The organism is Aminobacter anthyllidis, from assembly GCF_018555685.1.
Classification (GTDB): domain Bacteria; phylum Pseudomonadota; class Alphaproteobacteria; order Rhizobiales; family Rhizobiaceae; genus Aminobacter; species Aminobacter anthyllidis.
The window spans coordinates 228,868-254,715 of the sequence record NZ_JAFLWW010000001.1; the positions used below are offsets into that span (position 1 = coordinate 228,868).

Consider the following 25,848-nt stretch of genomic DNA (forward strand, 5'->3'; position numbering starts at 1 on the left):
GCTGGCGGCTGATCGGCCTGCCAGACCGCCGACATCTGTCGGCTCTCGCGGGGAGGTTGGCGAATGGCAGGCAACGCAAGGCATCCAATGCAGGCTCGGTCGATCTGCATGGTGGCGCAGGCTGTCGCGCTGTCGCTCACATTGATGGCCTGCACAACGGCCACGGAGTCGAGTTTCGAAGGCCCCGATTATTCCGACGACACCCGCAAGCTGGAAAAGCAGATGATGGCGGAGGCGGCGGCCCTGGGCACCGCGCAAGGGGTGGCGGGTGCCGCGGCCTCGATGGTTCCGCTCGGCGCGGGCAGCCTTGTCACCACAACCGCGGGCAGGGCCGCGCGCGACGCGATGATCATCCGCCACGACAAGCTGATGCGCGAGCAGGTCGAGCGCGACAATGCGGAATTCTTCAAGCGCTACGGCATATCAGATGCGGACGCGGGGCCTGCGGTGGCGGACCAGAGCGCGGGTGGCCCGCAGCGCTGCGCGCGGCGGGGAATGACAAGGCGTTGTTGAGGAGGGGGCTCTTGGACCGTGGAGCTCTGCCGCAATGTCATGGCATGGAGCCCATGTCTTCACGACGGAGCTTTGCTCCTGCCTGGCCCCAGGATGGCGAAGGGAGGAACTGCGCTCAACTATCTAATCAGCCTTATGGTGACGGCGAGCGCTCGCAAGAGCGGCCCGCTTGGACTTAGCCAAGTCGGGCCGTCTGCATTGCGCGGTGGGCTTTGGGGTGGGGCAGCCGACGCAATACTCACACCTAGGATTTAAGGAATCGCGCCGGCGCACTACCCCACCTTCCCAAGCTCGAATCTACGCCCGTCGGAGGTACAGAGACAATTAGCTCATTGGATGGGTGGCGGTAGCTTGTTCGTCTGATGGAGCGGGGGAGCGAGCTCGATCTGGGGTAGGCGCCAGCCGCAGACGCCACTGCGCCGCGTGCTGGGGCGGGGGGGCGAGAGGCGCTTTCGGGCCGCAGCGAACGCGGGCGAAGAGTAGCGGCGCCAGCGCTGCGTGGGGCAGCCACTCACCACCGAGCAACGTCTCTTGCTCTCGGGCGACCTATCAAACATAGGCTGTCGTCAGCTGGACTGCTCAAAGCAGTGCGGCGGAGTCGCGACAGAGGATGATCCGATGCTTGAAAGAATAAATCCCGATGCCCGGTGGAGTGACGCGGTTGTCGTTGGCAATTTGATATTCGTCGCGGGCCACACCGCCGAGAAGACGCGAGGCCAGTCGGTGCGCGAACAGACGGAGGAGGTCCTCCAGTTGCTCGACGAGACGCTGGCGCAGGCCGGGGTGACGAAGAGGAATCTCGCCATGGTGCAGATCTATCTGGCTGACATGTCGAACTTCGACCAGATGAACGAAGCCTGGGACCGCTGGGTGATTCCCGGGGAGGCACCAGCGAGGGCGACGGTCGAATCCAGGCTCGCTTATCCTGATCTCGGCGTTGAAATCACTGCGGTCGCCTCCCGATAGAGGAGGACGTGCCAGGAACGCTGTGGCTGTGAAGGCGTGAAGCCACCGACCGACGAGTTCGCAGGAAAGCTGGCGGGTCGTGTACGAGCGCTTTTGATGGTGAATTCTGCGCAGCGGATGAACGGGGATTGCCATTTCGGCCCGATCCTAAGACCGGGCCGAAGTTGTCGTCTAACTAACCAACAACCTTAACCGCTCAGCTGCACCCGCTCGTCGAGCCGCAGGTGTCGCACTTTTCGCAGGTGCCGTTGCGGACCATGGTGAAGTTCTGGCACTCCGAGCAGGAATTGCCGGTGTAGCCCTGCAGCATCGACTTGGCGCGGCGGTCGGCGGCGAGTTTCTTGGCCTCGGCCGCTTCGTGGGCGGCGGCGTCGGTGAACAGGGCCGATGCGCCTGAAGCCTCGTCTGCGGCTTCCTCGAAGGCGACGTCCTCGACCAGTTCCTTGGCCCGCTCCTCATAGTCGCGCTTGTAGGCGGTCGATTCTTCCACCGAGATCGCGGCCTTGGGGGCCAGCGCCAGCACGTTGGAACCGGAGAAGGCGGTGACCGGCGTGATACGCGCCTGAATTGGCGCTGCCGCCGAACCCTTGGGGTCGTTGCCGGCGACGCCGGAGACGACCTTGAGCGGAGAGGCACCGCGGGTCAGGCCCTTGGAAAAGGGCAGGGCCTTGCCTTCGTTGATGCCCTTGCCGAGTGCCGTCTTGTCGAAATCCGACTGGTCGACATGGGCCAGGTCGTGGCGGCTGAGATAGCTGACGGCGAGCTCGCGGAAGACATAGTCGAGGATCGAGGTGGCGTTCTTGATGGCATCGTTGCCGATGACCATGCCTGCCGGCTCGAACTTGGTGAAGGTGAAGGCCTCGACATATTCGTCGAGCGGCACGCCGTACTGCAGGCCGAGCGAGATCGAGATGGCGAAATTGTTCATCATCGCGCGGAAGGCGGCACCTTCCTTGTGCATGTCGATGAAGATCTCGCCGAGGCGGCCGTCGTCGAACTCGCCGGTGCGCAGATAGACCTTGTGGCCGCCGACGACGGCCTTCTGGGTGTAGCCCTTGCGGCGGTTCGGCAGCTTTTCGCGCTCGCGGTAGAGCCGCTCGATGACGCGCTCGACGATCTTTTCGGTGACCTGCACCGCCTTGGCGGCGGCGGGGGCTGCGATCAGGGCCTCGACGGCATCGTCTTCGTCCTCGTCCTCGTCAGCGATCAGCGAGGCGTTGAGCGGCTGCGACAGCTTGGAGCCGTCGCGGTAGAGCGCGTTGGCCTTGAGCGCCAGCTTCCACGACAGCATGTAGGCGCTCTTGCAATCCTCGACCGTCGCCTCGTTGGGCATGTTGATGGTCTTGGAGATGGCGCCCGAGATGAAGGGTTGGGCTGCCGCCATCATGCGGATGTGGCTCTCGACGCTGAGGTAGCGCTTGCCGATCTTGCCGCAAGGGTTGGCGCAATCGAAGACGGGCAGGTGCTCGTCCTTGAGGAAGGGCGCGCCTTCCAGCGTCATCGCACCGCAGACATGGATGTTGGCGGCTTCGATGTCCTTTTTCGAAAAACCGAGGGCCGGCAGGATTTCGAACGAGAAGTCGTTGAGTTGCGCGTCGGTGAAGCCAAACGTCTCCTTCACCCAGTCGGCGCCCAGCGTCCACTGGTTGAACACGAACTTGATGTCGAAGGCGCTCTTGAGCGCTGCGTTCAGCGCTTCGATCTTGTCGTCGGTGAAGCCCTTGGCCTTCAGCGAACCGGGGTTGATGCCCGGTGCCTGGTTGAGATTGCCATGGCCGACGGCGTAGGCCTCGATCTCGGCGATCTGGGCCTCGGTGTAGCCGAGCGTGCGCAGCGCTTCTGGCACCGCACGGTTGATGATCTTGAAGTAGCCGCCGCCGGCGAGCTTCTTGAACTTGACCAGCGCGAAGTCGGGCTCGATGCCGGTGGTGTCGCAATCCATGACCAGGCCGATCGTGCCGGTCGGCGCGATGACCGTTGCCTGGGCGTTGCGGTAGCCGTGCTTCTCGCCGAGCTCGATGGCAAGATCCCAGGCGGCGCGGGCGTGCGTCACCAGTTCGGGCTGCTTGAGGTCGGAAGCGACCAGCGGCACCGGGTGGACCGAGAGCTTTTCGTAGCCGCCCTTGTCGCCATAGGCGGCACGGCGGTGGTTGCGCATGACGCGCAGCATGTTGTCGGCATTGCGGTCGTAATCGGCGAAGGCGCCGAGCTCCGAAGCCATCTCGGCCGAGGTGGCATAAGCCACGCCCGTCATGATCGCCGTCAGCGCGCCGCCGATGGCGCGGCCTTCGTCGGAGTCATAAGGAATGCCCGATGTCATCAGCAGGCCGCCGATATTGGCGTAGCCGAGGCCGAGCGTGCGGTACTCGTAGGAGAGCTTGGCGATCTCCTTGGACGGGAACTGCGCCATCATGACCGAGATCTCGAGCACGACGGTCCACAGGCGCACTGTGTGCTCGTAGGCCGCGATGTCGATGGTGCCGTCGGTGTTGCGGTAAGGCAGGAGGTTGATCGACGCCAGATTGCAGGCCGTGTCGTCGAGGAACATGTATTCCGAGCACGGGTTCGAGGCACGGATGGCGCCCGCCGAGGCGCAGGTGTGCCAGTCGTTCATCGTGGTGTTGAAGTGCAGGCCCGGATCAGCCGAGGCCCAGGCGGCGTAGCCGATCTTTTCCCACAGGTCGCGGGCCTTGAGCGTCTTCATGACCTTGCCGTCCTTGCGGGCGGTCAGGTGCCAGTCGCTGTCCTGCTCGACGGCGCGCAGGAAATCGTCCTTGAGCGAGACCGAATTGTTGGAGTTCTGGCCCGAAACGGTGAGGTAGGCCTCCGAATCCCAGTCGGTGTCGTAGGTCTTGAAATCGATCGAGGTGTAGCCCTGCTTGGCGAACTGGATGACGCGGTAGATGTAGTTCTCCGGCACCGAGTTCTTCTTGGCGGCCTTGATCTCGCGCTTGAGCGCGGTGTTGATCAGCGGATCGAAGCAATCGTCGTCCTGGCCTTCGCAGTTGACGCAAGCGGCCATGATCTTGGCGAGGTGCTGCTTGACGATCTTGGAGCCGGTGACCAGCGCCGCGACCTTCTGCTCTTCCTTCACCTTCCAGTCGATATAGGCCTCGATATCGGGATGGTCGGCGTCGACAACGACCATCTTGGCAGCACGACGGGTGGTGCCGCCCGACTTGATGGCGCCGGCCGCGCGATCGCCGATCTTGAGGAAGCTCATCAGGCCCGACGAACGGCCGCCGCCCGAAAGCTTTTCGCCTTCGCCGCGCAGATGCGAGAAATTGGAGCCGGTGCCCGAACCATACTTGAACAGGCGCGCTTCGCGCACCCACAAATCCATGATGCCGCCCTCGTTGACGAGGTCGTCGGCGACCGACTGGATGAAGCAGGCGTGCGGCTGCGGGTGTTCGTAGGACGACTTCGACTTGGTCAGCTTGCCGGTGAACGGGTCGACGTAGAAATGGCCCTGGCCGGGGCCGTCGATGCCATAGGCCCAATGCAGGCCGGTGTTGAACCACTGCGGCGAGTTCGGCGCGACGCGCTGGGTGGCCAGCATGTAGGACAGCTCGTCCTTGAAGGCACGCGCGTCGTCCTCGGACTTGAAGTAGCCGCCCTTCCAGCCCCAGTAGGTCCAGGTGCCGGCGAGACGGTCAAAGACCTGGCGGGCGTCGATCTCGGAGCCGTAGCGCTCTTTTTCGGGCAGCTTGGCGAGTTCGACTTCGTCGGCGACAGAGCGCCACAGGAAGGACGGGACGTCGTTCTCTTCAACCTTCTTCAGCTTCGCGGGCACGCCGGCCTTGCGGAAATACTTCTGCGCCAAGATGTCGGCCGCGACCTGGGAGAACTGCGCCGGCACATCGATGTTGTCGAGGCGGAAGACCACCGAGCCATCCGGATTCTTGATCTCGGAAAGAGCCTTGCGGAACTCGATCTCCGCGTAGGCCGATTGTCCATCCTTGGTGAAACGCCGCTCGATGCGCATCGGTCGATTTCCTTTTGTCTATATATAGCGTCTTTCGCGGGAAATTTCCCGTTGCTGGTGCGAAAGGCGCAAACCCACTTGACCCAGCCGCGCAAACGGCCGGTTGCCCTATCCCGCGTATCCCGCCGCCTGACCTGGAAAACTCCGTTCGGAGCCTGTTCCCATCAACTGGCGGACCGTCGCGGGTCCTTGGAACTGAAACTTTTGTTGCGATTCCCTCATGGAGGGCTACTCACACTATCTAGCGGTCAGGTTGGCTGCAAACACTAAATATAGTGTTAACAGAAGATTTCCGCCAGTCCCACATTTTTATCATCCAACCCCTTGGACATCCAGAAACCGCACGCTTCGGCGCCCCGCAGGGCGGGGGTCAAATGCGAGCAGCTACGCACAAAATCTGGGAAAAAGACCGGGCTCTTAACAATCCGGCCGCACACTCAACAAGCGCGCTTGAGTCATAAAAGGCGACTCGGCAGCCAACGTCAAGGAGTCGTTCTTGTAGATTTTGTGACCCCAACATCTTGTGTGTCACTAATGTGGATAACGGGGAGAACCTGCGACGCGGACGAAGCCGGCGCAACAACGGCGAAGGCCTAAAAAATGCCTGCTGCGAGCCGCCCGATAGTGAGCATTGGCGTTGCCTCAGGCGGCGAATTTTGCGTGCGCGGCACCAAAGGATGAGATCAGCCGGCAAAGGTCGGGCTCGTTGACCATGCGCGCGGCCTCGCTGGGAGAGACCCACTTGCGCGTGCGCTGGCGCCGCTCCTTCCACTTTTCGGCGACCTTGCGCACTTCGAGCGGATAGACGAGCACCTCGCAGGCGACCTGTTCGCCGCTCGAAAGTTCCTTGAGGTAGAAATAGCGGCCGGCTTCATGGGTGTCGACCGAGCCGCTGAGGCCGGCTTCTTCGCTCGCCTCGCGCGCCGCGGTCTCGCACAGCCGTTCGGCTGTTTCCGGCCAGCCCTTGGGCAGGACCCAGCGCCCGGTGTCGCGGCTGGTGATAAGCATGATCTCGATGCCGGTGGCGGTGCGGTGCCAGGGCAAGGCGGCGACCTGGAGCCTGCAGGCGGGGGCGCCGAACAGGCGGCGTATCCGCTCGACCAGATGGTTGTGATAGACAGGCTTCATCAGCATCGGCAGCCCCTACTCGACCTGTAGAATCATGCGCCGCGTCACGAATTGTAGGGTTAATCCTCCGTAACAAAAGTAAATAGATTGATAACGAAAACGCCCGGCGAAGAAGCCGGGCGCGGATATGGTTCGCAAAAGCCTTTTGAGGCTGTGGCTCAGCCCATGTGGTCTTCGGCGATCGGCTTCTGGTAGGTGAATCCGAGATCCCAGGGGAAGTAGATCCAGGTATCCTGCGATACCTCGGTGACGAAGGTGTCGACAAGCGGCCGGCCCTTGGGCTTGGCGTAGACGGTAGCGAAATGCGCCTTGGGCATCATCGCCCTGACGATCGCGGCGGTCTTGCCGGTGTCGGTCAGGTCGTCGACGATCAGGACGTTTTCGCCTTCGCCTTCGAGGAGCGTGGGCGTGATCTCCTTGAGCACCTGCAACTGCCCCTGCGAGGTGTAGTCGTGGTAGGAGGCGATGCAGATAGTCTCGATCAGCCGGATGCCAAGTTCACGCGAGATGATCGCCGCCGGCACGAGGCCGCCACGGGTGATGCAAACGATCGCCTTCCACTGCGGGTTGACGCCGGCGAGACGCCAGGCGAGCGCGCGCGCATCGCGGTGGAACTGATCCCAGGATACGGGAAAGGCTTTTTCGGGAAGGGACATGTGACGCGCACTCCGGCTCGGCGCGCCACCTGGCGCGGAATAAGGGAATGCAGGCGGAATTAGCCGGAAAGCCCCGTCCTTGGCAAGGGCGGGGCGGCAGGAGCAGTCAGTAAATCGGGCGGTAATCTTACCGCGACAGCAGGATCGCGGTGTCGCCAGCCTGCAGGACGTTGCGGGTGACGCCGCCAAACAGGAACTCGCGGATCCACGAATGGCTGTAGGCGCCCATCACCAGAAGGTCGGCGCCGGTCTCCACCATCTTGTTATGGATGACGGCATCGACGGTGTGGCCGCGCGAGGCCTCGACGCTGACAGTTACCTTGGCGCCATGGCGGGCAAAGGCGGAGGCGATCTCGGCGCCCGCCGCGTCCATGCTCTGGGCTGCTGTCTCGACGGGGTCGATGACCAGGATTTCGGTGGCGTCTGCTTCGATGATGAAGGGCAGGGCGTCAAAGGCCGCGCGGGTGGCTTCGCGGCTGCCGTTCCAGGCAACCAGGACACGGCGGAAGGTCGAGATCAGCGGCGCCGAATGCGGCACCACCAGCACCGGGCGGCCGGCCTCGTAGATCAGCGAGTCAATGTCGGCGGCAACGGAATCCCGGGCCTCGGGGGCCGCCTGGGCGACGATGACGATGTCGGCGCAGCGCGCGCTTTCGACGCCCGACAGCGCGCTGTCACCGGAAAAGCTCTCGAAGCTGCGCCATTCGAATGACAGGCCTGACGTCTCGATGCGGGCCAGGAACGCTTTCTGCACCTTCTCGGCGCGCTCCTTGCAAAGATCGGCATTGGCCTGGATGAACTCGGTGTCGGGAAAACCGACGGCGGTCGTGTATGGCATGGCCAGCGCCTCGGCATGAACGCCGATCAGGTGGCTTTCGTGCCGGTCGGCAAACGGGATCGCCACGTCGAGAACGCGGGCCGCGTCGCGTTCGCTCTGAATGATGGCAACGATTGTCTTGAACGGCATGACACCCTCCTTTGCGCGAGCTGAAACCTGCCTGCAAAGAAACACTAACATGCCCGTACTTGTTCCAATGTGACCTGGATCAAGTGTTCGGGATCAAGTGTTCGGGATCAAGTGTTTGGGATCAACTGTTTGGGATCAACTGTTTGCGGCCGCTCAGGCGGCCTTTGCTATGTCGGCAAGCATCGTCTCGATGGCGATGCGTGCGGCATCCATGGCTTCCTGCGAGCGCGAGCGCACGACGAGCTCGGTCCAGAACGTGCCGTCGAGATATTTCGGGTAGGAGCCGATGATGGTGTCGGGGTGCGCCTTCTGGATCTCGCCGAGCGGACCGCCAATGGTGCCTTCGCCATAAGGGCACTGCACGGTTGTCGACAACAGCTTGGCGCCTGTCCTGAGCGTCGGCATGACATTGTCGAGCATCGCCTGGAAGATCGACGGCACGCCGGCCATGACATGGACGTTGCCGATGCGGAAGCCGGGCGCCACCGACACCGGGTTCACGATCAGGTCGGCACCACGTGGCATGCGCGCCATGCGCTTGCGTGCCTCGGAGAACTCGATGCCGCGCGAGGCGTAGTTGGCCTCGAGCATGGCATAGGCGCGCGGCTCGTATTCGCACGGCACGCCGAATGCCTTGGAGATCGAGTCGGCGGTGATGTCGTCATGGGTCGGACCGATGCCGCCTGTGGTGAAGACGTAGTCGTAACGGGCGCGCACGGCATTGACCGCGGCGACGATCTCGTCCTCGTCGTCGGCCACGATACGCACCTCCCTGAGGTCGATGCCCACGGCCGTCATCATGTCGGCGAGGTGGCCGATGTTCTTGTCCTTGGTACGGCCGGACAGGATTTCGTCGCCGATGACGACCATTGCTGCGGTGACGATGTCGGCCATATCAAAAGCTCCGTTGTCGGTTCAGTGAGATACAGCCGCATGGGCAACCGGGCAATGGTCGCCATTTGGTGAACGATGCGTCACGCATTGGGGCGCTTTCATTGAACAGGCTTTGCCTTACATCTCTCCCCAGACGCCAACCCAAGATGGTGTCGCGAGATTTCCCGAGTTTTTCCGTTGGAGCGATGAAATGGCTAAGATTCTTGTTCTCTACTATTCGAGCTGGGGCCACATGGAGCAGATGGCCAAGGCCGCTGCCGAAGGCGCACGCGCCGGTGGCGCCGAGGTGACCCTCAAGCGCGTCCCCGAACTGGTGCCCGAGGGTGTCGCCAAGGCTGCCTATTACAAGCTCGACCAGGAAGCGCCGATCGCCGATCCGCTCGAACTGGCCGACTATGACGGCATAATCATCGGCACCGCTACCCGTTATGGCACCATGGCCTCGCAGATGAAGAACTTCCTCGACCAGACCGGCCCGCTCTGGGCCAAGGGCGCTTTGCTCGACAAGGTCGGCTCGGTGATGGTTTCGACCGCGACCCAGCATGGCGGCGCGGAACTGGCGCTGATCAACGCCCAGATCCACTTGCAGCACCACGGCATGGTCATCGTGCCGCTGTCCTACGCCTACCAAGGCCAGATGGGCAACGACGTGGTCCGGGGCGGCGCGCCTTACGGCATGACCACGACTTCGGATGGCGACGGTTCGCGCCAGCCTTCGGCTCAGGAACTCGAAGGCGCCCACTTCCAGGGCAAGCGCGTCGCCGAGATCGCCATCCGCCTGCATGGCAAGGGCACGAACGCCGTCAAGGAAGTTGCGTAACAGCTTCGAATTGTTATGATTGTTGTGAACGGGTGGCCGCAAGGCCGCCCGTTTTGCGTGAGACGGGTTTGAGCCGACGCCCGGGACGGCTAAGCTGCGGCAAGGCTAGGCGGAGGTTCGATGGCAACGGCGGTGACGATTCTCGGCTGGATAGCCAGCATAGCTTTCCTGGCCGTGGCGCTGGTCGGCGGTTACTTCGTGCTGGCGACGCGCAGGATTTCGGCCCAGGCCGAGCGCGCGGTGCCGGCAAGCGGCAAGTTCGTGACGCTTGGCTCTCACCGCATCCACTATGTCGACCAGGGCGAGGGCCGTCCGATCCTGTTCATCCATGGCCTTGGCGCCCAACTGCATCATTTCCGCCATCCGCTGTTTCCGGAGCTCACGGATTTTCGCCTCGTCGCGCTCGACCGCCCGGGTTCGGGCTATTCCGGGCGACCATTTGGCTTTTCGGGTAGCCTCGTCGAGCAGGCCGAGCTGATCGCGCGCTTCATTGCCGAACTCGGGCTGGAGCGGCCGCTTGTCGTCGGCCATTCGCTCGGCGGTGCCGTGGCGCTGGCACTGGCGGAAAACCATCCGGAGGCGGTTTCCGGGCTGGTGCTGCTGTCGCCGCTGACGCATCTGGAGGATGAGCTGCGGCCCGAATTCCGCTCGCTTTACATCAAGTCGCCGCTGAAGCGGCGGCTGGTTGCCGAGACGGTGGCCATACCGACGAGCCTGAAATACGCACCGCAGACATTGGCTTTCCTGTTTTCGCCGCAGGCAGCGCCGACGGACTATGGTACGTCAGGCGGCGGTTTTGCCGGGCTGCGGCCGAGCCATTTCTACGCGAGTTCGGCTGACATGGTGGCGATCGAGCGGGACCTTGGGGCGATCGAGGCGCGCTATGGCGAGCTGGACCTGCCGGTCGCCGTGATGTTTGGCACAGCGGACCGCGTGCTCGACTACAGACTGCATGGGGCGCCGCTGGCGGGCCGGATCAAGGATTTGGAACTCGACCTGGTCGAAGGTCTTGGCCATATGCCGCAGTTCGTCGAGCCGAAGCGGGTTGCGGCCTTGATCAGGCGCATCGCGGCCAGGGCCTTCGCGGCTGCCAGGCTGGCCGGTTAGCCGCAGGAATTGCTCATCCAGTTGCGGTGGGCCCAGCCTTCGAAGCCGTCGCCACCGACGAAGTACCAGCTGCCGCGCCGATCGGTGATCTCGACGGTGTCGCCATTGAACAACTGGCGGACCATGGGCGATGAGGCGCTCGGACGGGCCTTGACCGCGAGGAAGCCCGTGCCCCGGGCCAGATCGTAGGTTCGCGACAGCCCGTGCACCGTGCCTTCGCAATATTGCGCCTGCACCGGGGTCGCGGCGCCGATCGCCAGCGTTGCAGCGATGGTGGCGATCGCCGCAGCCGAAAGCGCGGCCTTGCCTGGAAATGCTGATTTGCCCGCAAATAGTGATTTGAGCGACATCGTTCGGCCTCCGCTGAGCTGTCCGGCGTTTGGCCGGGTTGCCGATGAGTGTCGCCGGCACGGCAAAGGGTTCACGCGTGCGGCCTGTTTTCTCGCTACGAACGGCTAGTCGGAAACCTCGGTGTCGGGCCTGTCGTCGCCCTTGGCGAGTTCGTCGTGCCAGCGGCCATCCGCGTCTTCATACTGGATGCCGTCGGTCGAACCGGCGACGCGCTGTTCGGCCGCCGCGGTTTCGGCGGCGCGAAGGGCGTCCTCGTGGTTGGGAAATGTCTCGGAGAACGTGCCGCCGACCTTGTAGGCCCAGCCACCATCGTGCTGGACGACTTCATAGACGAGCTTGGCCATTATTTTCCCTCGCTGGATGATGCTGCGATGTCGTTGGCCACCAACACCTCGGATTCCATCGCTGCCGCAACGAATGCCCGGCGTGCGTCCTCGCTGGAATGATGACCCTCAAGGACCCTCAGGCATGTTTGCACGGCGTGGCGATGACGCGGACCGCGGTTAAGCGGCCAAGAGGTTGCCAGGCACGCGGCTGCGTCGCCGACACTGATGATGCGACGGTAGTTTCCAGGGCGGCCAAGTTCGACAACGACCGGGCGCGCAAAAGGCTTTGAGGCGACCATGCCCGCTCAAACGTTGCCGGGCGCAAATGGTTGCATGCCGCGTGGCGGCGCTACCTGGTCGGTTCAGAGAGGGACGATGGAAAAGACGACCCAGGCGCCGCAAACGGCAGCAGCAAGTCCGAGGCAGGCGCTACGGTGTTTTTCCCAGAAATATGGCGCACGTTCCCAATTGTAGTGCATGTACTCAACTCCCCACTCACTCCCCACGCGGTGAAGTTGTATTTCACCCTGAAACAATCCGCAATTTTCCGGTGTGGTTGTGCAATGACGAAAGAGCGCGAGCGTGGCAATTATGTCACGCCAATATGCAGTCAGATATGCTTGTGAGCGGGGCTCGATTCGTTGGCGCAAAGTTACGGAAAATTCTTTGCCTGGTGCGGACGGCGGGGCTCGAACCCGCATAGCCGAGGCTGAGAGATTTTAAGTCTCTTGCGTCTACCAGTTTCGCCACGTCCGCTTGGCTCGCATTTCAACTGCGCAGGCGATTCCGTCAACTGGCCTTGTGCTGCCACAGGAATGCAATTGGTGTCTTGAATGGGACTATTGCGTATAGCAGCACGTGCCCAGGCAGCGCAGGTTCGGCCCGCGCACCGTGCGGCCGCCGGATTGGCACGACAGCGCAAGTGACTGGAGCAGAGATGTCGAAAGAAACGACCGAGGATATGGCTTGTCCGGTGCCGACACCGGAAGAGGCGACACTGCATGCGATCCTCGACGAAGCCAGGGAGACGATGTTCGCCAAGGTCCAGGAGGCTGCCGTCCAGGCGAGCAGGTCCGTGGCGTTGCAGATGAAGGAAGCGTTGGGCACGGACCAGGATGCGCCGCCTGCAGAGTTTTTCCTGGCCGTCGCGCACCAGTACATCTTCTGCCAACTGTGTGAGGCGGATCACCAGACATTGTCGGGCGGGAACCCTGACGTGGCCGAAGCGATCATCCGCAGTTGCACAGGGATAGCGTCGACCTGGGGAAAGACCGAACAGGCAAGCTGAAGATCGCCGGCCAGCGCGGCGTCCGGCGAGCAGCCTGGGCCAACCAGCTTGTGCGCTCGCTGCCAGGTCACGTCCTGGGGCAGGGCAGCGTTGCTTCTGGTCGATTAGCCCGGCGAGCGCTTGCGGCTACTTCGTTTCGTTGAAATCAAGCAACGGGGATTCTGTTGCCACATCCGATTTCGGCGCCTTGCGGGCCGTTTTCTTGGCGGGCTTTTTCGCAGCGTCCTTCGTGGCGGCTGTCGCCACTTCCTGCGGGATTGCGGTCGGAGGGACTGCCTTGGCGGGTGCCGGTTTCGCTGCGACGGGTGCCGCCTTCTCAGTGAACTTGATTGCCATGCTTGATGTCCGCCATTTCTTCGCGCCGCGAGTCAGCGGCCTTGGCCCTCCATACACGATTTGTTCCGCCGAGGGGCAATGAAGGGCACGAGTAATGAGGGAAGGCCGCACTATTGAGGTCTGGCCGCAGGGAGATCGCCTGTTCCAGTCGCTGACGACTACGGAACAGGCAAGGTGGCCGGAAATCCTACTTCCGGTCGATGAACTCCAGCACCGATTTGTTGTACTCGTCCGGTGCCTGCAGCATGGCGAAATGGCTGGCGTTGGGCAGGATGATCAGTTCGGCGCCTGGTATGACGGAGGCCATGTATTCGGTGTGCTTGCGCGTCACGGCCTCGTCATGGTCGCCGAGCACGATCGCCGTCGGCACGGTGATGGTGGCCAGCTGTTCCTTGGTCCAGTTCGGCTGCGTCTTCCACATCTCGCTGATCTGGCCGACGAAGGCTTCGTACTGGTCCGGCGTCTTGGACATCTTTGCATAGTCCTGGCCGGAGCGCTCGATATAGGCGCCGAACGTCTTGTTGGTCTCGACGCCGGGGTCGACCCCGTCGGTGGTGACGTTGGCGGCTTGCGCGTAGAGCCTGGTGAGGCGTTCCGGGTGCTTCATGGCGATGTCTAGGCCGATAATGCCGCCGTCGCTCCAGCCGACGATCGCGGTCTTGTCGACCTTGAGATGATCGAGCAGCGCCAGATAGTCGGATGCCATTAATTCATAGCCGAAGGGATCGGTGGTGCGGCTCGAACGGCCATGGCCGCGGCTGTCGGCGACGATCACCTTGTGGGTCTTGGCGAATTCGGCGACCTGGGAGGCCCAGATGTCGGCATGGCCGAGGCCACCATGGATCAGCAGTACCGGGTCGCCGGAGCCGTAGACGGCATAATACATGTCGATGCCGTTGACCTTGGCGTAGCCGGTCTCGGCCGGCGCGGGCATTGCCGCAGGTTCGGGTAAGGTCTGCCAGCGTTCTTCGGCAGTAGCCGCGCCGACCGAAAGCAGTGACACGAACGCAAGAACTACAGCAGTCCAGAAAGCACGCATGCCCGCCTCCGCTTGTTTTGAGCGGACCAAGTGACTGCCTTGGCGCTGGAAAAGTCAACGGGCGGAAAATCCGCCCGCTGGTTTTGCCAGGAGTTGTTGGCTCAAGGTCAACCTTCTTCTTCGACGAAGACCTCGTCGCGCTTCTTGCGCACTGCGGGCAGCAGGACGACGATCAGCACGCCCGCGGCCAGTGCCAGGAGGATGGCGCTGATCGGGCGGGTGACGAAGGTGGTCGGGTCGCCGCGCGACAGGATCATGGCGCGGCGCAGGTTTTCCTCGAGCAGCGGCCCGAGCACGAAGCCGAGCAGCAGCGGCGCCGGCTCGCAACGCAGCTTGACCAGCACGTAGCCGATGAAGCCGAAGAAGGCGACGGCATAGAGGTCGAAGACGTTGGTGTTGACGCTGTAAACGCCGATGGCGCAAAACGCCATGATGATCGGAAACAGCACGTAGTAGGGCACCGTCAGCAGCTTCACCCACAGGCCGATGAGCGGCAGGTTGAGGATGATCAGCATCAAATTGCCGATCCACATCGAGGCGATGATGCCCCAGAACAGCGCCGGCTGTTCGGTCGCGACGTTGGGGCCAGGCACGATGCCCTGGATGATCATCGCGCCGATCATCAGCGCCATCACAGGGTTGGCTGGGATGCCGAGCGTCAGCATCGGGATGAACGAGGTCTGGGCACCGGCATTGTTGGCCGATTCAGGGCCGGCGACACCGGCGACGGCACCCTTGCCGAATTCTTCCGGGTGCTTGGAGACGCGCTTCTCCACCGTATAGGAGGCAAACGCCGCGAGGATCGCGCCGCCGCCGGGCAGGATGCCGAGCGCCGAGCCGATCGCCGTGCCGCGCAGGATCGGCGCTGCCATCTCGCGGAAGTCCTGGCGTGTCGGCAACAGGCCCGAAACCTTGGCCATCAGCACCTCGCGGGTCTTTTCGCTTTCGAGGTTGCGCAGGATCTCGGCGATGCCGAAGACGCCGACGGCGACCGCGACGAAGTTGAGCCCGTCGGCATATTCGCGGATGCCAAGGGTGAAGCGCGGCGTGCCGGTGTAGATGTCGGTGCCGACGAGGCCGAGCAGCAGGCCGAGAACGACCATCGCCAGCGCCTTGACGATCGAGCCGTGGGCGAGTGCGATGGACGAGACAAGGCCGACGACCATCAGCGAGAAGTATTCGGCGGCACCGAACTGCAAGGCGATTGCCGTCAGCGGCGGGGCGAAGATCGCGACCAGGAAGGTCGAAACCGTGCCGGCGAAGAACGAGCCGATGGCAGCGATGGCGAGTGCCGCTCCGGCACGGCCCTTGCGGGCCATCTGGTAGCCGTCGATGGCGGTCACGGCGGACGAGGATTCGCCCGGCATGTTGATCAGGATGGCGGTGGTCGAGCCGCCATACTGGGCGCCGTAATAGATGCCGGCGAGCATGATCAGCGAGGACACCGGATCGCCGATCTGGAAGGTGATCGGCAACAGCATGGCGATGGTGGCGGTGGCACCGATGCCGGGCAGCACGCCGATCAGCGTGCCGAGCAGCACGCCGATCAGGCAAAAGCCCAGATTGGCGAACGTCGTTGCGGTGGAAAAGCCGAGTGCGAGATTGTCGAAGAGTTCCATCTCATCCCCCTCAGAACGGCAGCCAGGGGCCGAAGCGCTGGAACGGCAGGCCCAGCGCATAGCTGAACACGATCACCGAAAACAGCGTCACGCCGGCGGCGAGGATGATTGCGGCCAGGGGCTTCATCCGGGTCGAGGCGAAGGCGGCGATCAGGCAGGTCAGGAAGATCGACGGCACAAAGCCGAGGCCGCGCACGGTGAGGCCGAAAAAGACCGGCGCCGGCAGGATGAACGCCATGCCGCGCCAGGCGATCGGGCCGAGCGGCTCACCCGCCACCTTTGTCGCCTGGACGATGACGATGAGCCCGAGCAGGATCAGCACCAAAGCGAGGGCGAGTGGAAAATAGCCCGGTCCCATGCGGAAGGTGGTGCCGAGGTCAAGGCTGAGCGACTGGATGGCGAAGAAAGCGCCAGTGGCGGCGAAGATCGCTCCACAGGCACCGTTGGTGGGATCGATGGCGAGGTTTTTCATGGGAAGGCCCTCTGCTGGTGCCTGATGTCGATGGCTGCGTTGCGCTGCCCCTCATCCTCTGCCTGCACCTTGTCCCCGTATGGTGACGGGGACAAGGGAACTGCACCAACCGCCGCTTCCGCGACGGTGGCTATGGGCAAGAGGCTGCGGCAGTCTGCCTTCTCCCCGTTTGCGGGGAGAAGGTGCCGGCAGGCGGATGAGGGGCGGCACTTTGCACGACCGACTTCCGCTGCAGGCGAGGCGGCTTAGTCGGCGAACTGGCCGGCGGCCTCGATGATCGGCTTCCAGCGCGCGATCTCGCCTTCGAGCTTGGCCTTGAGCGCTGCCGGCGTGGCGTCGGCTTCCGGCGACGGGATGGTGCCGAGTTCAGCGAAGCGGGCAACGACGTTGGGGTCCTTGAGGGCGATCTGCAGCGACTTGGACAGGCGCTCGGTCACCTCGGCAGGGGTGCCCTTGGGCGCGTAGACGCCGTGCCAGATGCCGACTTCCATGCCGTCAAGACCGCCTTCCTTGGTGGTCGGAACGTCGGGCAGCACGGGCAGGCGGGCCGGCGAGGTGACCGCGTAGGCCTTGATGGTGCCGCCCTGGATCTGCTTGGTGGTGTTGGTGGTCTGGTCGCACATGATGTCGACCTGGCCGCCGAGCAGGTCGGTCATGGCAGGGCCTGTGCCCTTGTAGGGAACGGTGACCAAAGGCGTGCCGATGGCGCTCATGAACAGCATGCCGCACAGATGCGAGGCGGCGCCAATGCCGGCATTGGCGACGGTGACGGTGTCCTTGTTGGCCTTGGCGTATTCGACCAGGCCCTTGAGGTCGGTCGGCGCAAGGTCCTTCTTGGCGACGATGGTCATCGGCACTTCGGTGACCAGGCCGACATATTCAAAGGCGTTCAGCGTGTCATAGGCGAGCTTGCGGTACAGCGTGGCGCTGGTGGCCATGCCGATGTGGTGGAGAAGCAGCGTGTAGCCATCCGGATCGGCGGCAGCGACGCGGCCTGCACCGAGCGTGCCGCCGGCACCGCCGACGTTTTCGACGATGACCTGCTGGCCGAGGTCCTTGGACATCGATTCAGCGACGAGACGGGTGACGGTGTCGGTCGGGCCGCCGGCGGCGAACGGCACGACGACCGTAATGGTCCGCTCGGGATAGGTCTGCGCGTTGGCGGCGAGCGGGAACACGGCAAGCGTTGCGGCAGCCGTCAGCGAGGCGAGCAGTCTCTTCATGAAATCCTCCCAGATGTGTTTTGTCTTTCCACCCGCGCCTGGTGCCTCCCTGCGCCGGCGGTGGATGGACGAATAGGATCGGCGTGGCGCAGGTTGCGCAATGCACGCAAAGCCGTGCCGGCGGTTAATTTCGCCTAACGGTTTGGCGATGGGTGGAAAAGGTAACATTGCGGCACTGTGGTGTGTGCATTTCCACACATCACGCTGGCTTGTCAGTCGTCGGCGGTCTCGGAAGCACCCAGGCGATTCTTGTCGAGGCCGTAGCGTTGCATCTTTTCGTAGAGCGTCTTGCGCGAGATTCCGAGCTGCTCGTAGACCGGCTTGAGGCTGCCGCCATGGGCGAGCAATGCTGCCGAGATCGCGTTCTTCTCGAAGTCCGCGACACGGTCGGCGAGGCGGTCGGCGCTGCCGTTGATCTCCGTCGAAGCGTCGGGCAACTGCAGTCCGAGGCCGAGCACGAAGCGGTCCGCGGCGTTGCGCAGTTCGCGCACATTGCCCGGCCAGTCGCGGCGGGCAACCTCGGCTATGGCCTGGGGCGGCACCTCGACGTCGTCGCGCCGATAGCGGGCCGCGGCCTCGCGTGCAAGCTGCAGGAAAAGCAGAGGCACGTCCTCGCGCCGCGCCGACAATGCCGGCATGCGCAGCGTCACCACATTGAGCCTGTAGAGCAGATCGGCGCGAAAGCGGCCGGCGGCTGCCTCGGCGTCGAGGTCGACCTTGCTGGTGGCGATGAAGCGAACGTCGAGCGCGATCGGCTCGTTGGAGCCGAGGCGGGTGATCACACGCTCCTGGATGACGCGCAGCAGCTTGGCCTGCAGGTCGGCCGGCATCGAGCCGATTTCGTCGAGCAGCACCGTGCCGCCGCGCGCATGCTCGAACTTGCCGAAGCGGGGCCTCAGCGCGCCGGCAAAGGCGCCGGCCTCATGGCCGAACAGCTCGCTCTCGATCAAGGTTTCGGGCAGGGCGGCGCAGTTGATGGCGACGAAGGGTTTCGTCGCGCGTCCGCTGATGTCGTGCAGGGCGCGCGCGATGACTTCCTTGCCGGTGCCGGTGTCGCCGATGATCAGCACGTCGGCATCGGTGGCGGCAACCGCCCGCAGCTTGTAGCGCAGGTCGACCATCGTCTGGCTGCGGCCGGGCAGTCGCGCCTCGATGTCGTCGCGCTTGCCGGCGACTGCGCGCAACTCGCGGTTTTCCAAAACCAGGTTGCGCCGATCGATGGCACGCGCCGCCATTTCGGTGAGATGCTGGGTGACGAAGGGCTTTTCCAGGAAGTCGTATGCGCCTTCGCGCATGGCGCGGACAGCGAGCTGGACGTCGCCATGCCCTGTCACCAGAATCACGGGTATGTCGGCGTCGATCTCGCGTATGCGGCCCATCAGCGTCATGCCGTCCATGCCGGGCATGCGCACGTCGGTGATGACGACCCCGTTGAAGCCCTGGGTGATGAAGTCGAGCGCGCGCTCGGCCGAGGAGGCGTCCTCGACCGTGAAGCCGGCAAGGTCGAGCGACTGGGCGGTCGAGCGCCTGAGTTCGTCCTCGTCATCGACAAGAAGAACGATTGGCGGCTTCATTCCGCCGCCTCGCGCACCGTAGCACGTGCCGCATCGAGCTCGATGGTGAACAAGGCGCCGCCTTCCGGGTGATTCAAGATACCAAGACTTCCGCCGAAGTCCTTGACGATATTATAGGAAATGGAAAGCCCGAGGCCTAGCCCCTTGCCGACGCCCTTGGTCGAGAAGAATGGATCGAAGATACGCTCGGCGATCGCCGCCGGTACGCCGGGGCCATGGTCGCGGACTGATATGGTGACCTTGGAGCCCTTGCGCCGCGCGGCAAGCTCGATGCGCCGGTCGGGCAGGCCTTCAACGGCGTCGGCGGCGTTGGTGATGATGTTGACCAGCACCTGCTGCAGCCGCACCGAGCCGGCCTTGACCGCAAGCGGGGCCGGGCCGAGGTCGACGACCAGCGCGGCGTCCGCCGCCTTGAGCCGCCAGGCGACGATTTCCTGGGTATCGTGCACCACCTCGGCAAGGTCGATCGCTCCGAGCTTCTCGTTTGGCTTGCGCGCGAAGTTCCTGAGGTGCCGGCTGATCGAGGCCATGCGGTCGGCGAGGCTGGAGATGCGCGAGACATTGTCGCGGGCCTCGGCGACGCGGTCGCGGTCGATCAGCGTCGCCGCGTTTTCGGCATAGGTCTTCACCGCGGCGAGCGGCTGGTTGAACTCGTGCGACAGTGCTGCCGACATCTGGCCAAGGGCGGCGAGCTTGCCGGCCTGGATCAGGTCGGCCTGGGTCTGGCGCAACTGCTGCTCGGCGGTGCGGCGCTCGGCGACCTCGGTTTCCAGCCGGCTGTTGACCAGAGCGAGGTCGGCGGTGCGCTCATCGACCCGGCGTTCGAGTTCGACTTGCGCGCTCTGCTGCATCTGCATGCGTTCGGCAAGGCGGGCGCGGCGCTGCAGGACGATGGCGCCGCCGAGCGCGGCGAGGCCGAGCGCCAGCAGCGCCGAGATGACCGCGGTCAGCGCCTGCGCATGGGCCGATGCGGTGTCCGCCAGGACGCGTACTGTCCAGCGCGCCTCGGGCATCTCTTCGGCCAGTTCGAGGAACTCGCGCGACTTGCCGTCCTCGGTGATGCGCAGCAACGGCTGGCCGTCCTCAGCGGCGCTTCGTGTCACCGGCAGTTCGCGCAGCATGGCATCGGCATAGCGGCGCGAGGTCTCGGTGCGGGCGCGCCGCTCATCGGTCAGCGGCGTGAGGCTGGCGTAGAGCCAGTCGGGACGGCCGCTCATGAAGATGATGCCTTCGGGGTCGGTGACGATGATTTCGAGGTCGCCGCCCTTCCACGATGCTTCGATGGCGTCGATGTCGACCTTGAAGACGACCACGCCGCGAATCTCCATGCCGACGCGGATCGGCGAGGAGAAATAGTAGCCACGCTTGAGCGAGGTCGTGCCGAGTGCGAAGAAGCGCCCGAGATTGCCGCGGATGGCATCCTGGTAGTAGGGCCGGTAGGAGAAGTTCTCGCCGACAAAGCTGATCGGCAGGTCATGGTTGGAGGCTGCGATCGTGTCGCCGCCGGGAATCAAAACGTAAATGTCGGAAGACTTCAGCAGCGCATTGATTTCCTTGAGGTAATCGTTGGCGCGCGCGCGCAGCACCGGATTGTCCGGATCGCTGACCAGTTCCTTGATGTCGTCGTGGTCGGCGATAAGTTCGGGCAAGGGCTCGAAGCGGTTCATCTGGCCGGCAAGCGCTGCCACGGCGAGCCTGAGCGTGGTCTGGCCGCGCGCCGCCGCCTCGTCGAGATAGACGCGATTGGCGAAGGCGCCACCGAAAAAGGCGATCGCCGCGGCCAGCACCGCGACCGCGATGCCGGGCCATAGCCAACGTCGTCCTTCGAAAAACTGCGGCATCGATGCGCCCGAACCTGTTTGATGCCGCCGAGTATAGCGGTCGGCTGTGCTCAAACAACCAAGGCCCTGTTTTCCGGCCCGGCTTTCGTTACAGTCGGGCAAAGCAGACAGGATTCCCAGCATGCCCAATACGTCGCCCTTCGCCAAGCCTCGCCCCTGGACCGAGAGCGCGCCGCTTCTCGTCGACGTTGCCATGGGCCGCAAGCCGGCCGATCTCGTCATCCGCAACGGCCGCTGGGTGAATGTGCATTCGGGCGAGATCATCCCGGGCACGGACGTTGCCATCGTCGCCGGACGCTTCGCCTATTGCGGGCCGAACGCCAGCCACGCGATCGGCCAGGGCACCAAGGTTGTCGATGCCGGCGGGCGCTACCTCGTGCCCGGCCTGTGCGACGCGCATATGCATGTCGAAAGCGGCATGGTGACGGTGACCGAGTTCTGCCGCGCCGTGATCCCGCACGGCACGACCTCGATGTTCATCGACCCGCACGAAATCGCGAATGTGCTCGGACTGCCGGGCGTGCGTCTGATGCATGACGAAGCTCTTGCCATGCCGATCAACGTGCATGTGCAGATGCCGTCCTGCGTGCCTTCGGCTCCGGGGCTCGAGAATGCGGGTGCGGCGCTGACCGTCGAGGACGTTGCCGAGGCGATGACCTGGGAGAACATCATCGGCCTGGGCGAGGTGATGAACTTTCCCGGCGTCGCCGCCAACAATCCTGTCATGTCGGGCGAGATTGCCGAGACCGTGAAAGCCGGCAAGACCGTGGGCGGCCATTATGCCTCACGCGATCTTGGCCTGCCGTTCCACGGTTATGTCGCAGGCGGTCCGGAGGATGACCACGAGGGTACGCGCGCCGAGGACGCCATCGCGCGGGTGCGGCAGGGCATGAAGGCGATGCTGCGGCTTGGCTCGGCCTGGTACGATGTCGCAAGCCAGATCAAGGCGGTGACCGAGCAGGGCATCGACCCGCGCAGCTTCATCCTGTGCACCGACGACAGCCATTCGGGCACGCTGGTGCATGAGGGGCATATGGATCGGGTCGTGCGCCACGCCATCCAGCAGGGCCTGAAGCCGGTGACGGCGATCCAGATGGCAACGATCAACACCGCCCAGCATTTCCGCCTCGAGCGCGAGCTGGGCTCGATCACGCCGGGCCGGCTTGCAGACGTGCTGATCGTCTCGGATCTGGCCGAACTCAAGATCGACGAGGTCTACGCGCGCGGCGTGCGTGTCGCCAGGGCCGGCAAGCTCGACATCGATATTCCCGCGTATCCCTATCCGGCCGACGCCAAGAAGACGGTGAAGCTGGGCAAGAAGCTCAAGGCCGTCGATTTCGACATCAAGGCACCGGAAGGCGCCAACGAGGTCCGGGTGCGGGTGATCGGTGTCATCGAGAACCAGGCGCCGACACGCGCGCTGGAGGCCGATCTTGCCGTCGAGGACGGGTTGGTGGCGATGGATCGCCGCAACGACGTCTGCCAGATCGCACTCGTCGAGCGTCATCGCGCCACCGGCGCGGTGACCAACGCCTTTGTGTCAGGCTTCGGCTACATGAAGGACTGTGCGCTCGCCTCGACGGTTGCGCATGACAGCCACCACATGATCGTGGTCGGCACCAACAAGGCCGACATGGCGCTGGCTGCCAACCGGCTCGGGCAGGTGGGGGGCGGCGTGGTGCTGTTCTCCGAAGGCAAGGAACTGGCGCTTGTCGAGATGCCGATCGCCGGCCTGATGTCGGACGAGCGCGCCGAAATCGTTGCCGCCAAGGCCGACAGACTGGTCCAGGCGATGCGCGACATGGGCTGCAGCCTCAACAACGCCTACATGCAGCATTCGCTGCTGGCGCTGGTGGTCATTCCGGAACTCAGGATTTCCGATGTCGGGCTGGTCGACGTGACGACTTTCGAGAAGGTCGACCTGTTTCTCTGACGAGGCAGCGCGGTTTCCCTCCCCACAAGGGGGAGGGGTCGTCGGCGTAGCGCCAAATCCTACTGCAGCCCGCCGAGCATGTTGATGCGGTCGGTGACCTCGCGGTCGCTGGCAAAGCCGTCATCGGCGCGCAGGCGCTGGCCGAGCAGCTTCACCATTTGCGGGTTGTCGGCGAACTTGGTGTGGTTGAACGAGTCGCCGCTCTTGGCGTCGGACAGGTCGACGACGATCACGCCGTATTCGGCGAGGTCGCCGGCGTTCTTGTAGTCGCCGAGGCGCGGCTTGGAGCCAGCGAGCAGGCCCGAAAGCTTGAGCGCGCGGTCGTCGCCCGAGGTCATCAGGAAGAACGGCTTGGTCGGCTTGCCGTAGCGGCGCATCTGGCTCTTGAACACGTCGACATCAATGTCGGGCGAGGCGAGCACCACGTCGCCGAGCTTGCCGCCGAGGTCGCGGTCGCCGGTCAGCGCCAGCTGCCGCAGCGCTTCCATGGTCACCCACGTGCCCATGGAATGCGCGACGATGTCGATGCGGCGCGCGCCCGACTGGGCGAGCATGCGCAAACTCACCTCAAGCTGGTCGCGGGCGGCTGCGGCACTTTCCCTGTCATAGACATAGTCGGTGGTGTTGCCGCCGGAGGCCCAGGAAAACAGCACCGGCGTGCCGGTGTAGCCCGAGTCATGCGCGATCTGGGTGGCGCGATAGACGCCGGCGTCGAAGGATGTGTTGTAGCCGTGCACGAACAGCATGGCGCGGCCGCCGCGCGCGGCGATATCGGCGCTCAGCGCCTTGGAGAACTCGGGCTGGGTCTGGTAGCCGACCGCGTTGGTGGCGGTGAAGTACTTGGTCGGATCGGGGTCCTTGCGGTCGCGCAGCTCGATCTGGCCGGTCTTGTGGACCTTCGGCACGGTCACGTCGACACGCGCAAAGTTGAGCGTCGCCGAGCGGTCGCGATCGAACACCTGCTTGTCGTCGGCCGCATGCTGGCGCGTTGAGGCGACGAAGATCGCATGGTTGCCGGCGATCTCCGAGACGGGGACGTTGACGACCGCGCCGGTCAAAAGCGCGCCGGACGGCTGCCCGATGCAACCGGACAACAGGAGGGCGGCGATGGCGATGCAATACTTGGACGGCGACACTTTTGATGATCTCTCTGACGGGCAAGGCGTTCAGCGTGCCACCCTCGGGACGGCCTGATAGTGGCGGAAGTAAGTCCCGTCCAGCCGAAAAGAACAGCTTGGCAAGACATCCCTTGCCGGGTGTTGCCGGATTGCCGAAATTGTGGCGGAAACAAGGGCTTCCGCATTCCAGCTCACTGATTTAGCGACCCCAGAAAGTTGGCGTGAAGATCACCAGCACGGCGAGGATTTCGAGGCGTCCGAGCAGCATCGCCGCCGAGCAGATCCACTTGGCGGCATCGGGCAGCGACGAGAAGTTGCCAACCGGGCCGATGATCGGCCCGAGGCCAGGCCCGACATTGGTCAGCGACGTCAGCGAACCGGTGACCGCGGTGATGAAGTCGAGGCCGGTGGCACTCAGCAGCACGATGGTGATCGCCCACAGCACCATGAAGGAGGCGATGAACAGCACGACCGCACTCTGCATCTCGGGGGCGACGGTGCGGTCGCCATAACGCACCGGTATGACGGTGTTGGGGTAGATCAGCCGGCGCAGACCGTTCGACAGGAGTTCGAACAGGATGAGGAAGCGGTAGGCCTTGATGCCGCCGGTGGTCGAGCCGGAGCAGCCGCCGAGGAAAGTGGCGACGAAGATGCAGCCAATGGCGAATGGCCCCCACTGATTGTAGTCGTCGCTGGCAAAGCCGGCTGTGGTGATGATCGACATCAGGTTGAAGGTCGAATGGGTCAGGGCGTTGAAGAACGGCATGCCCATGTTGACGCGCAGATAGATGGCGACCGCGACGGCGAAGACGATGCAGTAGCCGGCATAGACGCGGATCTGCGGGTCGCGCAGCGCATCGAGTCGCCCGCGCACGGCAAACAGGATCATGATCGAAAACGGCAGTCCGCCGATGAACATGAAGACGATACCGGTCCAAAGGATGGCGGGATTGTCGGCATAGCGCAGGAACGAGGTGTCGTGTGTGGAGAAGCCGCCGGTCGCCACAGTCGACATCGCATGGTTGATCGCGTGGAAGCCGTCCATGCCGGCGGCGACATAGGAGATGGTGCAGGCGACGACAAGCACCGTGTAGATGCCGATCAGCGAGACCGTGAAGGTCTGGAAGCGTTCGAACGGACGGTCCTCGATATCGGAGGATTCGATCTTGAAGTAGGACACGCCGCCGATGTTGAGGAACGGCAGCAAAAACAGGCCGAGCGCGATGACGCCGAGGCCGCCCATGAAGCTGAGCAGCGAGCGCCAGAGGAGGATGCCGGGCGGCGCGCTGTCGAGGCCGTTGATGACGGTGGAGCCTGTCGTGGTGACGCCCGACACCGATTCGAAGATGGAATCGGTCACGCTTAAACCGAGTGACGAGGTCATGAATGGCACCGCACCGGCGATCGCCAGCGTGATCCAGAGGAAATTGACCAGAAGAAAGCCGAAGCGGGTGTTGGCCGGAGGCACGCGCCCTTGGGTGGCGAGCGCGATCGCCAGCGAAAGCCCACCCATGAACAGTGCAGTGAAGGCGAACGAACGCCAGTCGTCGTTGCCGTAATAGAGGTCGACCGCCGCCGGAATGAGCATCGCTACGGACAGGTAGATGGCAAAGACGGCCGCGACATGGATCGCGGCGCGGACGGCAATTCTGTTCACCGAGACGTATCCCCAAATCTATCGCGGCGAGCCAA

At 63.8% G+C, this 25,848-nt stretch carries 23 protein-coding genes and 1 tRNA gene; 6 read left to right on the plus strand and 18 right to left on the minus strand.

Annotated elements, in window-relative coordinates; translation table 11 throughout:
- Positions 1 to 63 precede the first annotated feature (63 nt).
- Together J1C56_RS01175 and J1C56_RS01180 are read left to right on the plus strand one after the other, a co-directional pair.
- Entirely contained in the window at positions 64 to 513 is a 450-nt protein-coding gene (locus tag J1C56_RS01175; RefSeq protein WP_214385213.1) for a hypothetical protein, read from the plus strand.
- 618 nt (positions 514 to 1,131) lie between these two features.
- Positions 1,132 to 1,479, plus strand: a complete 348-nt coding sequence (locus J1C56_RS01180) for a RidA family protein (RefSeq protein ID WP_214385217.1) — start codon at positions 1,132 to 1,134, stop codon at positions 1,477 to 1,479.
- A gap of 196 nt (positions 1,480 to 1,675) precedes the next feature.
- On the opposite strand, the gene J1C56_RS01185 is transcribed toward J1C56_RS01180, so the two are convergent.
- The 5 genes from J1C56_RS01185 to J1C56_RS01205 form a co-directional block, all read right to left on the minus strand.
- A complete protein-coding gene (locus J1C56_RS01185; protein WP_214385219.1) occupies positions 1,676 to 5,464 on the minus strand; it encodes a vitamin B12-dependent ribonucleotide reductase in 3,789 nt (1,262 codons plus the stop codon).
- A 642-nt stretch (positions 5,465 to 6,106) separates the two neighbouring features.
- A complete protein-coding gene (locus J1C56_RS01190) occupies positions 6,107 to 6,598 on the minus strand; it encodes an NUDIX hydrolase (protein WP_192565732.1) in 492 nt (163 codons plus the stop codon).
- A gap of 152 nt (positions 6,599 to 6,750) precedes the next feature.
- Positions 6,751 to 7,248, minus strand: a complete 498-nt coding sequence (gene gpt, locus J1C56_RS01195) for a xanthine phosphoribosyltransferase (RefSeq protein ID WP_184769017.1) — start codon at positions 7,246 to 7,248, stop codon at positions 6,751 to 6,753.
- 127 nt (positions 7,249 to 7,375) lie between these two features.
- Positions 7,376 to 8,215: a universal stress protein gene (locus tag J1C56_RS01200; protein WP_214385221.1), complete on the minus strand. Its 840-nt coding sequence runs from the start codon at positions 8,213 to 8,215 to the stop codon at positions 7,376 to 7,378.
- A gap of 153 nt (positions 8,216 to 8,368) precedes the next feature.
- Positions 8,369 to 9,109 carry a competence/damage-inducible protein A gene (locus J1C56_RS01205; RefSeq protein ID WP_214385223.1) on the minus strand — a complete coding sequence of 247 codons (741 nt, stop codon included), beginning with the start codon at positions 9,107 to 9,109 and terminating at the stop codon, positions 8,369 to 8,371.
- Between the two features lie 190 nt (positions 9,110 to 9,299).
- Here J1C56_RS01205 and wrbA point away from each other — a divergent pair, with 190 nt between their 5' ends.
- Together wrbA and J1C56_RS01215 are read left to right on the plus strand one after the other, a co-directional pair.
- A complete protein-coding gene (gene wrbA, locus J1C56_RS01210) occupies positions 9,300 to 9,929 on the plus strand; it encodes an NAD(P)H:quinone oxidoreductase type IV (protein WP_214385225.1) in 630 nt (209 codons plus the stop codon).
- A gap of 120 nt (positions 9,930 to 10,049) precedes the next feature.
- Positions 10,050 to 11,036: an alpha/beta fold hydrolase gene (locus tag J1C56_RS01215; RefSeq protein WP_214385227.1), complete on the plus strand. Its 987-nt coding sequence runs from the start codon at positions 10,050 to 10,052 to the stop codon at positions 11,034 to 11,036.
- On the opposite strand, the gene J1C56_RS01220 is transcribed toward J1C56_RS01215, so the two are convergent.
- From J1C56_RS01220 to J1C56_RS01235, 4 genes are all read right to left on the minus strand, one after another.
- Positions 11,033 to 11,386 carry an SH3 domain-containing protein gene (locus J1C56_RS01220; protein WP_214385229.1) on the minus strand — a complete coding sequence of 118 codons (354 nt, stop codon included), beginning with the start codon at positions 11,384 to 11,386 and terminating at the stop codon, positions 11,033 to 11,035. The two genes, J1C56_RS01215 and J1C56_RS01220, sit on opposite strands and share 4 nt — an antisense overlap.
- Positions 11,387 to 11,491: 105 nt before the next feature.
- Positions 11,492 to 11,731, minus strand: coding sequence for a DUF2188 domain-containing protein (locus tag J1C56_RS01225; RefSeq protein WP_214385231.1), 240 nt, complete (start codon positions 11,729 to 11,731; stop codon positions 11,492 to 11,494).
- A complete protein-coding gene (locus tag J1C56_RS01230) occupies positions 11,731 to 12,012 on the minus strand; it encodes a DUF982 domain-containing protein (protein ID WP_214385233.1) in 282 nt (93 codons plus the stop codon). The genes J1C56_RS01225 and J1C56_RS01230 overlap by 1 nt, the downstream gene beginning before the upstream one ends.
- Before the next feature lie 372 nt (positions 12,013 to 12,384).
- A tRNA-Leu gene (locus J1C56_RS01235) sits at positions 12,385 to 12,469 on the minus strand.
- Positions 12,470 to 12,650: 181 nt separating this feature from the next.
- On the opposite strand from J1C56_RS01235, the gene J1C56_RS01240 reads away from it, so the two are divergent.
- Positions 12,651 to 13,001 (plus strand): hypothetical protein, encoded by a 351-nt coding sequence (locus J1C56_RS01240; protein WP_214385235.1) that lies wholly within the window; start codon positions 12,651 to 12,653, stop codon positions 12,999 to 13,001.
- Between the two features lie 126 nt (positions 13,002 to 13,127).
- On the opposite strand, the gene J1C56_RS01245 is transcribed toward J1C56_RS01240, so the two are convergent.
- The 7 genes from J1C56_RS01245 to J1C56_RS01275 all read right to left on the minus strand — a co-directional run bounded on the left by J1C56_RS01245 (position 13,128) and on the right by J1C56_RS01275 (position 21,105).
- A complete protein-coding gene (locus J1C56_RS01245) occupies positions 13,128 to 13,337 on the minus strand; it encodes a hypothetical protein (RefSeq protein ID WP_214385237.1) in 210 nt (69 codons plus the stop codon).
- Positions 13,338 to 13,524: 187 nt separating this feature from the next.
- A complete protein-coding gene (locus tag J1C56_RS01250) occupies positions 13,525 to 14,376 on the minus strand; it encodes an alpha/beta fold hydrolase (RefSeq protein WP_214385239.1) in 852 nt (283 codons plus the stop codon).
- Between the two features lie 107 nt (positions 14,377 to 14,483).
- Positions 14,484 to 15,995 (minus strand): tripartite tricarboxylate transporter permease, encoded by a 1,512-nt coding sequence (locus J1C56_RS01255; protein WP_214385241.1) that lies wholly within the window; start codon positions 15,993 to 15,995, stop codon positions 14,484 to 14,486.
- A 10-nt stretch (positions 15,996 to 16,005) separates the two neighbouring features.
- Complete coding sequence (locus J1C56_RS01260) at positions 16,006 to 16,467, minus strand: tripartite tricarboxylate transporter TctB family protein (protein ID WP_214385243.1); 462 nt, start codon at positions 16,465 to 16,467, stop codon at positions 16,006 to 16,008.
- A 245-nt stretch (positions 16,468 to 16,712) separates the two neighbouring features.
- Positions 16,713 to 17,690, minus strand: a complete 978-nt coding sequence (locus J1C56_RS01265) for a tripartite tricarboxylate transporter substrate-binding protein (protein ID WP_214385245.1) — start codon at positions 17,688 to 17,690, stop codon at positions 16,713 to 16,715.
- A 212-nt stretch (positions 17,691 to 17,902) separates the two neighbouring features.
- Positions 17,903 to 19,264 (minus strand): sigma-54-dependent transcriptional regulator, encoded by a 1,362-nt coding sequence (locus J1C56_RS01270; protein ID WP_214385247.1) that lies wholly within the window; start codon positions 19,262 to 19,264, stop codon positions 17,903 to 17,905.
- Positions 19,261 to 21,105 carry a sensor histidine kinase gene (locus J1C56_RS01275; protein ID WP_214385249.1) on the minus strand — a complete coding sequence of 615 codons (1,845 nt, stop codon included), beginning with the start codon at positions 21,103 to 21,105 and terminating at the stop codon, positions 19,261 to 19,263. Before J1C56_RS01275 ends, J1C56_RS01270 begins: the two co-directional genes overlap by 4 nt.
- A 121-nt stretch (positions 21,106 to 21,226) precedes the next feature.
- Here J1C56_RS01275 and ade point away from each other — a divergent pair, with 121 nt between their 5' ends.
- Positions 21,227 to 23,038 (plus strand): adenine deaminase, encoded by a 1,812-nt coding sequence (gene ade / locus J1C56_RS01280; RefSeq protein ID WP_214385251.1) that lies wholly within the window; start codon positions 21,227 to 21,229, stop codon positions 23,036 to 23,038.
- A 59-nt stretch (positions 23,039 to 23,097) separates the two neighbouring features.
- Here the strand turns inward: ade and J1C56_RS01285 are convergent, their stop codons facing one another.
- Together J1C56_RS01285 and J1C56_RS01290 are read right to left on the minus strand one after the other, a co-directional pair.
- The gene (locus tag J1C56_RS01285) at positions 23,098 to 24,174 is read right to left on the minus strand and encodes an alpha/beta hydrolase (RefSeq protein WP_214385253.1); all 1,077 of its coding nucleotides are present in this window, start codon (positions 24,172 to 24,174) and stop codon (positions 23,098 to 23,100) included.
- Between the two features lie 181 nt (positions 24,175 to 24,355).
- Positions 24,356 to 25,813, minus strand: coding sequence for a TrkH family potassium uptake protein (locus J1C56_RS01290; protein ID WP_214385255.1), 1,458 nt, complete (start codon positions 25,811 to 25,813; stop codon positions 24,356 to 24,358).
- Between the last annotated feature and the right edge of the window lie 35 nt (positions 25,814 to 25,848).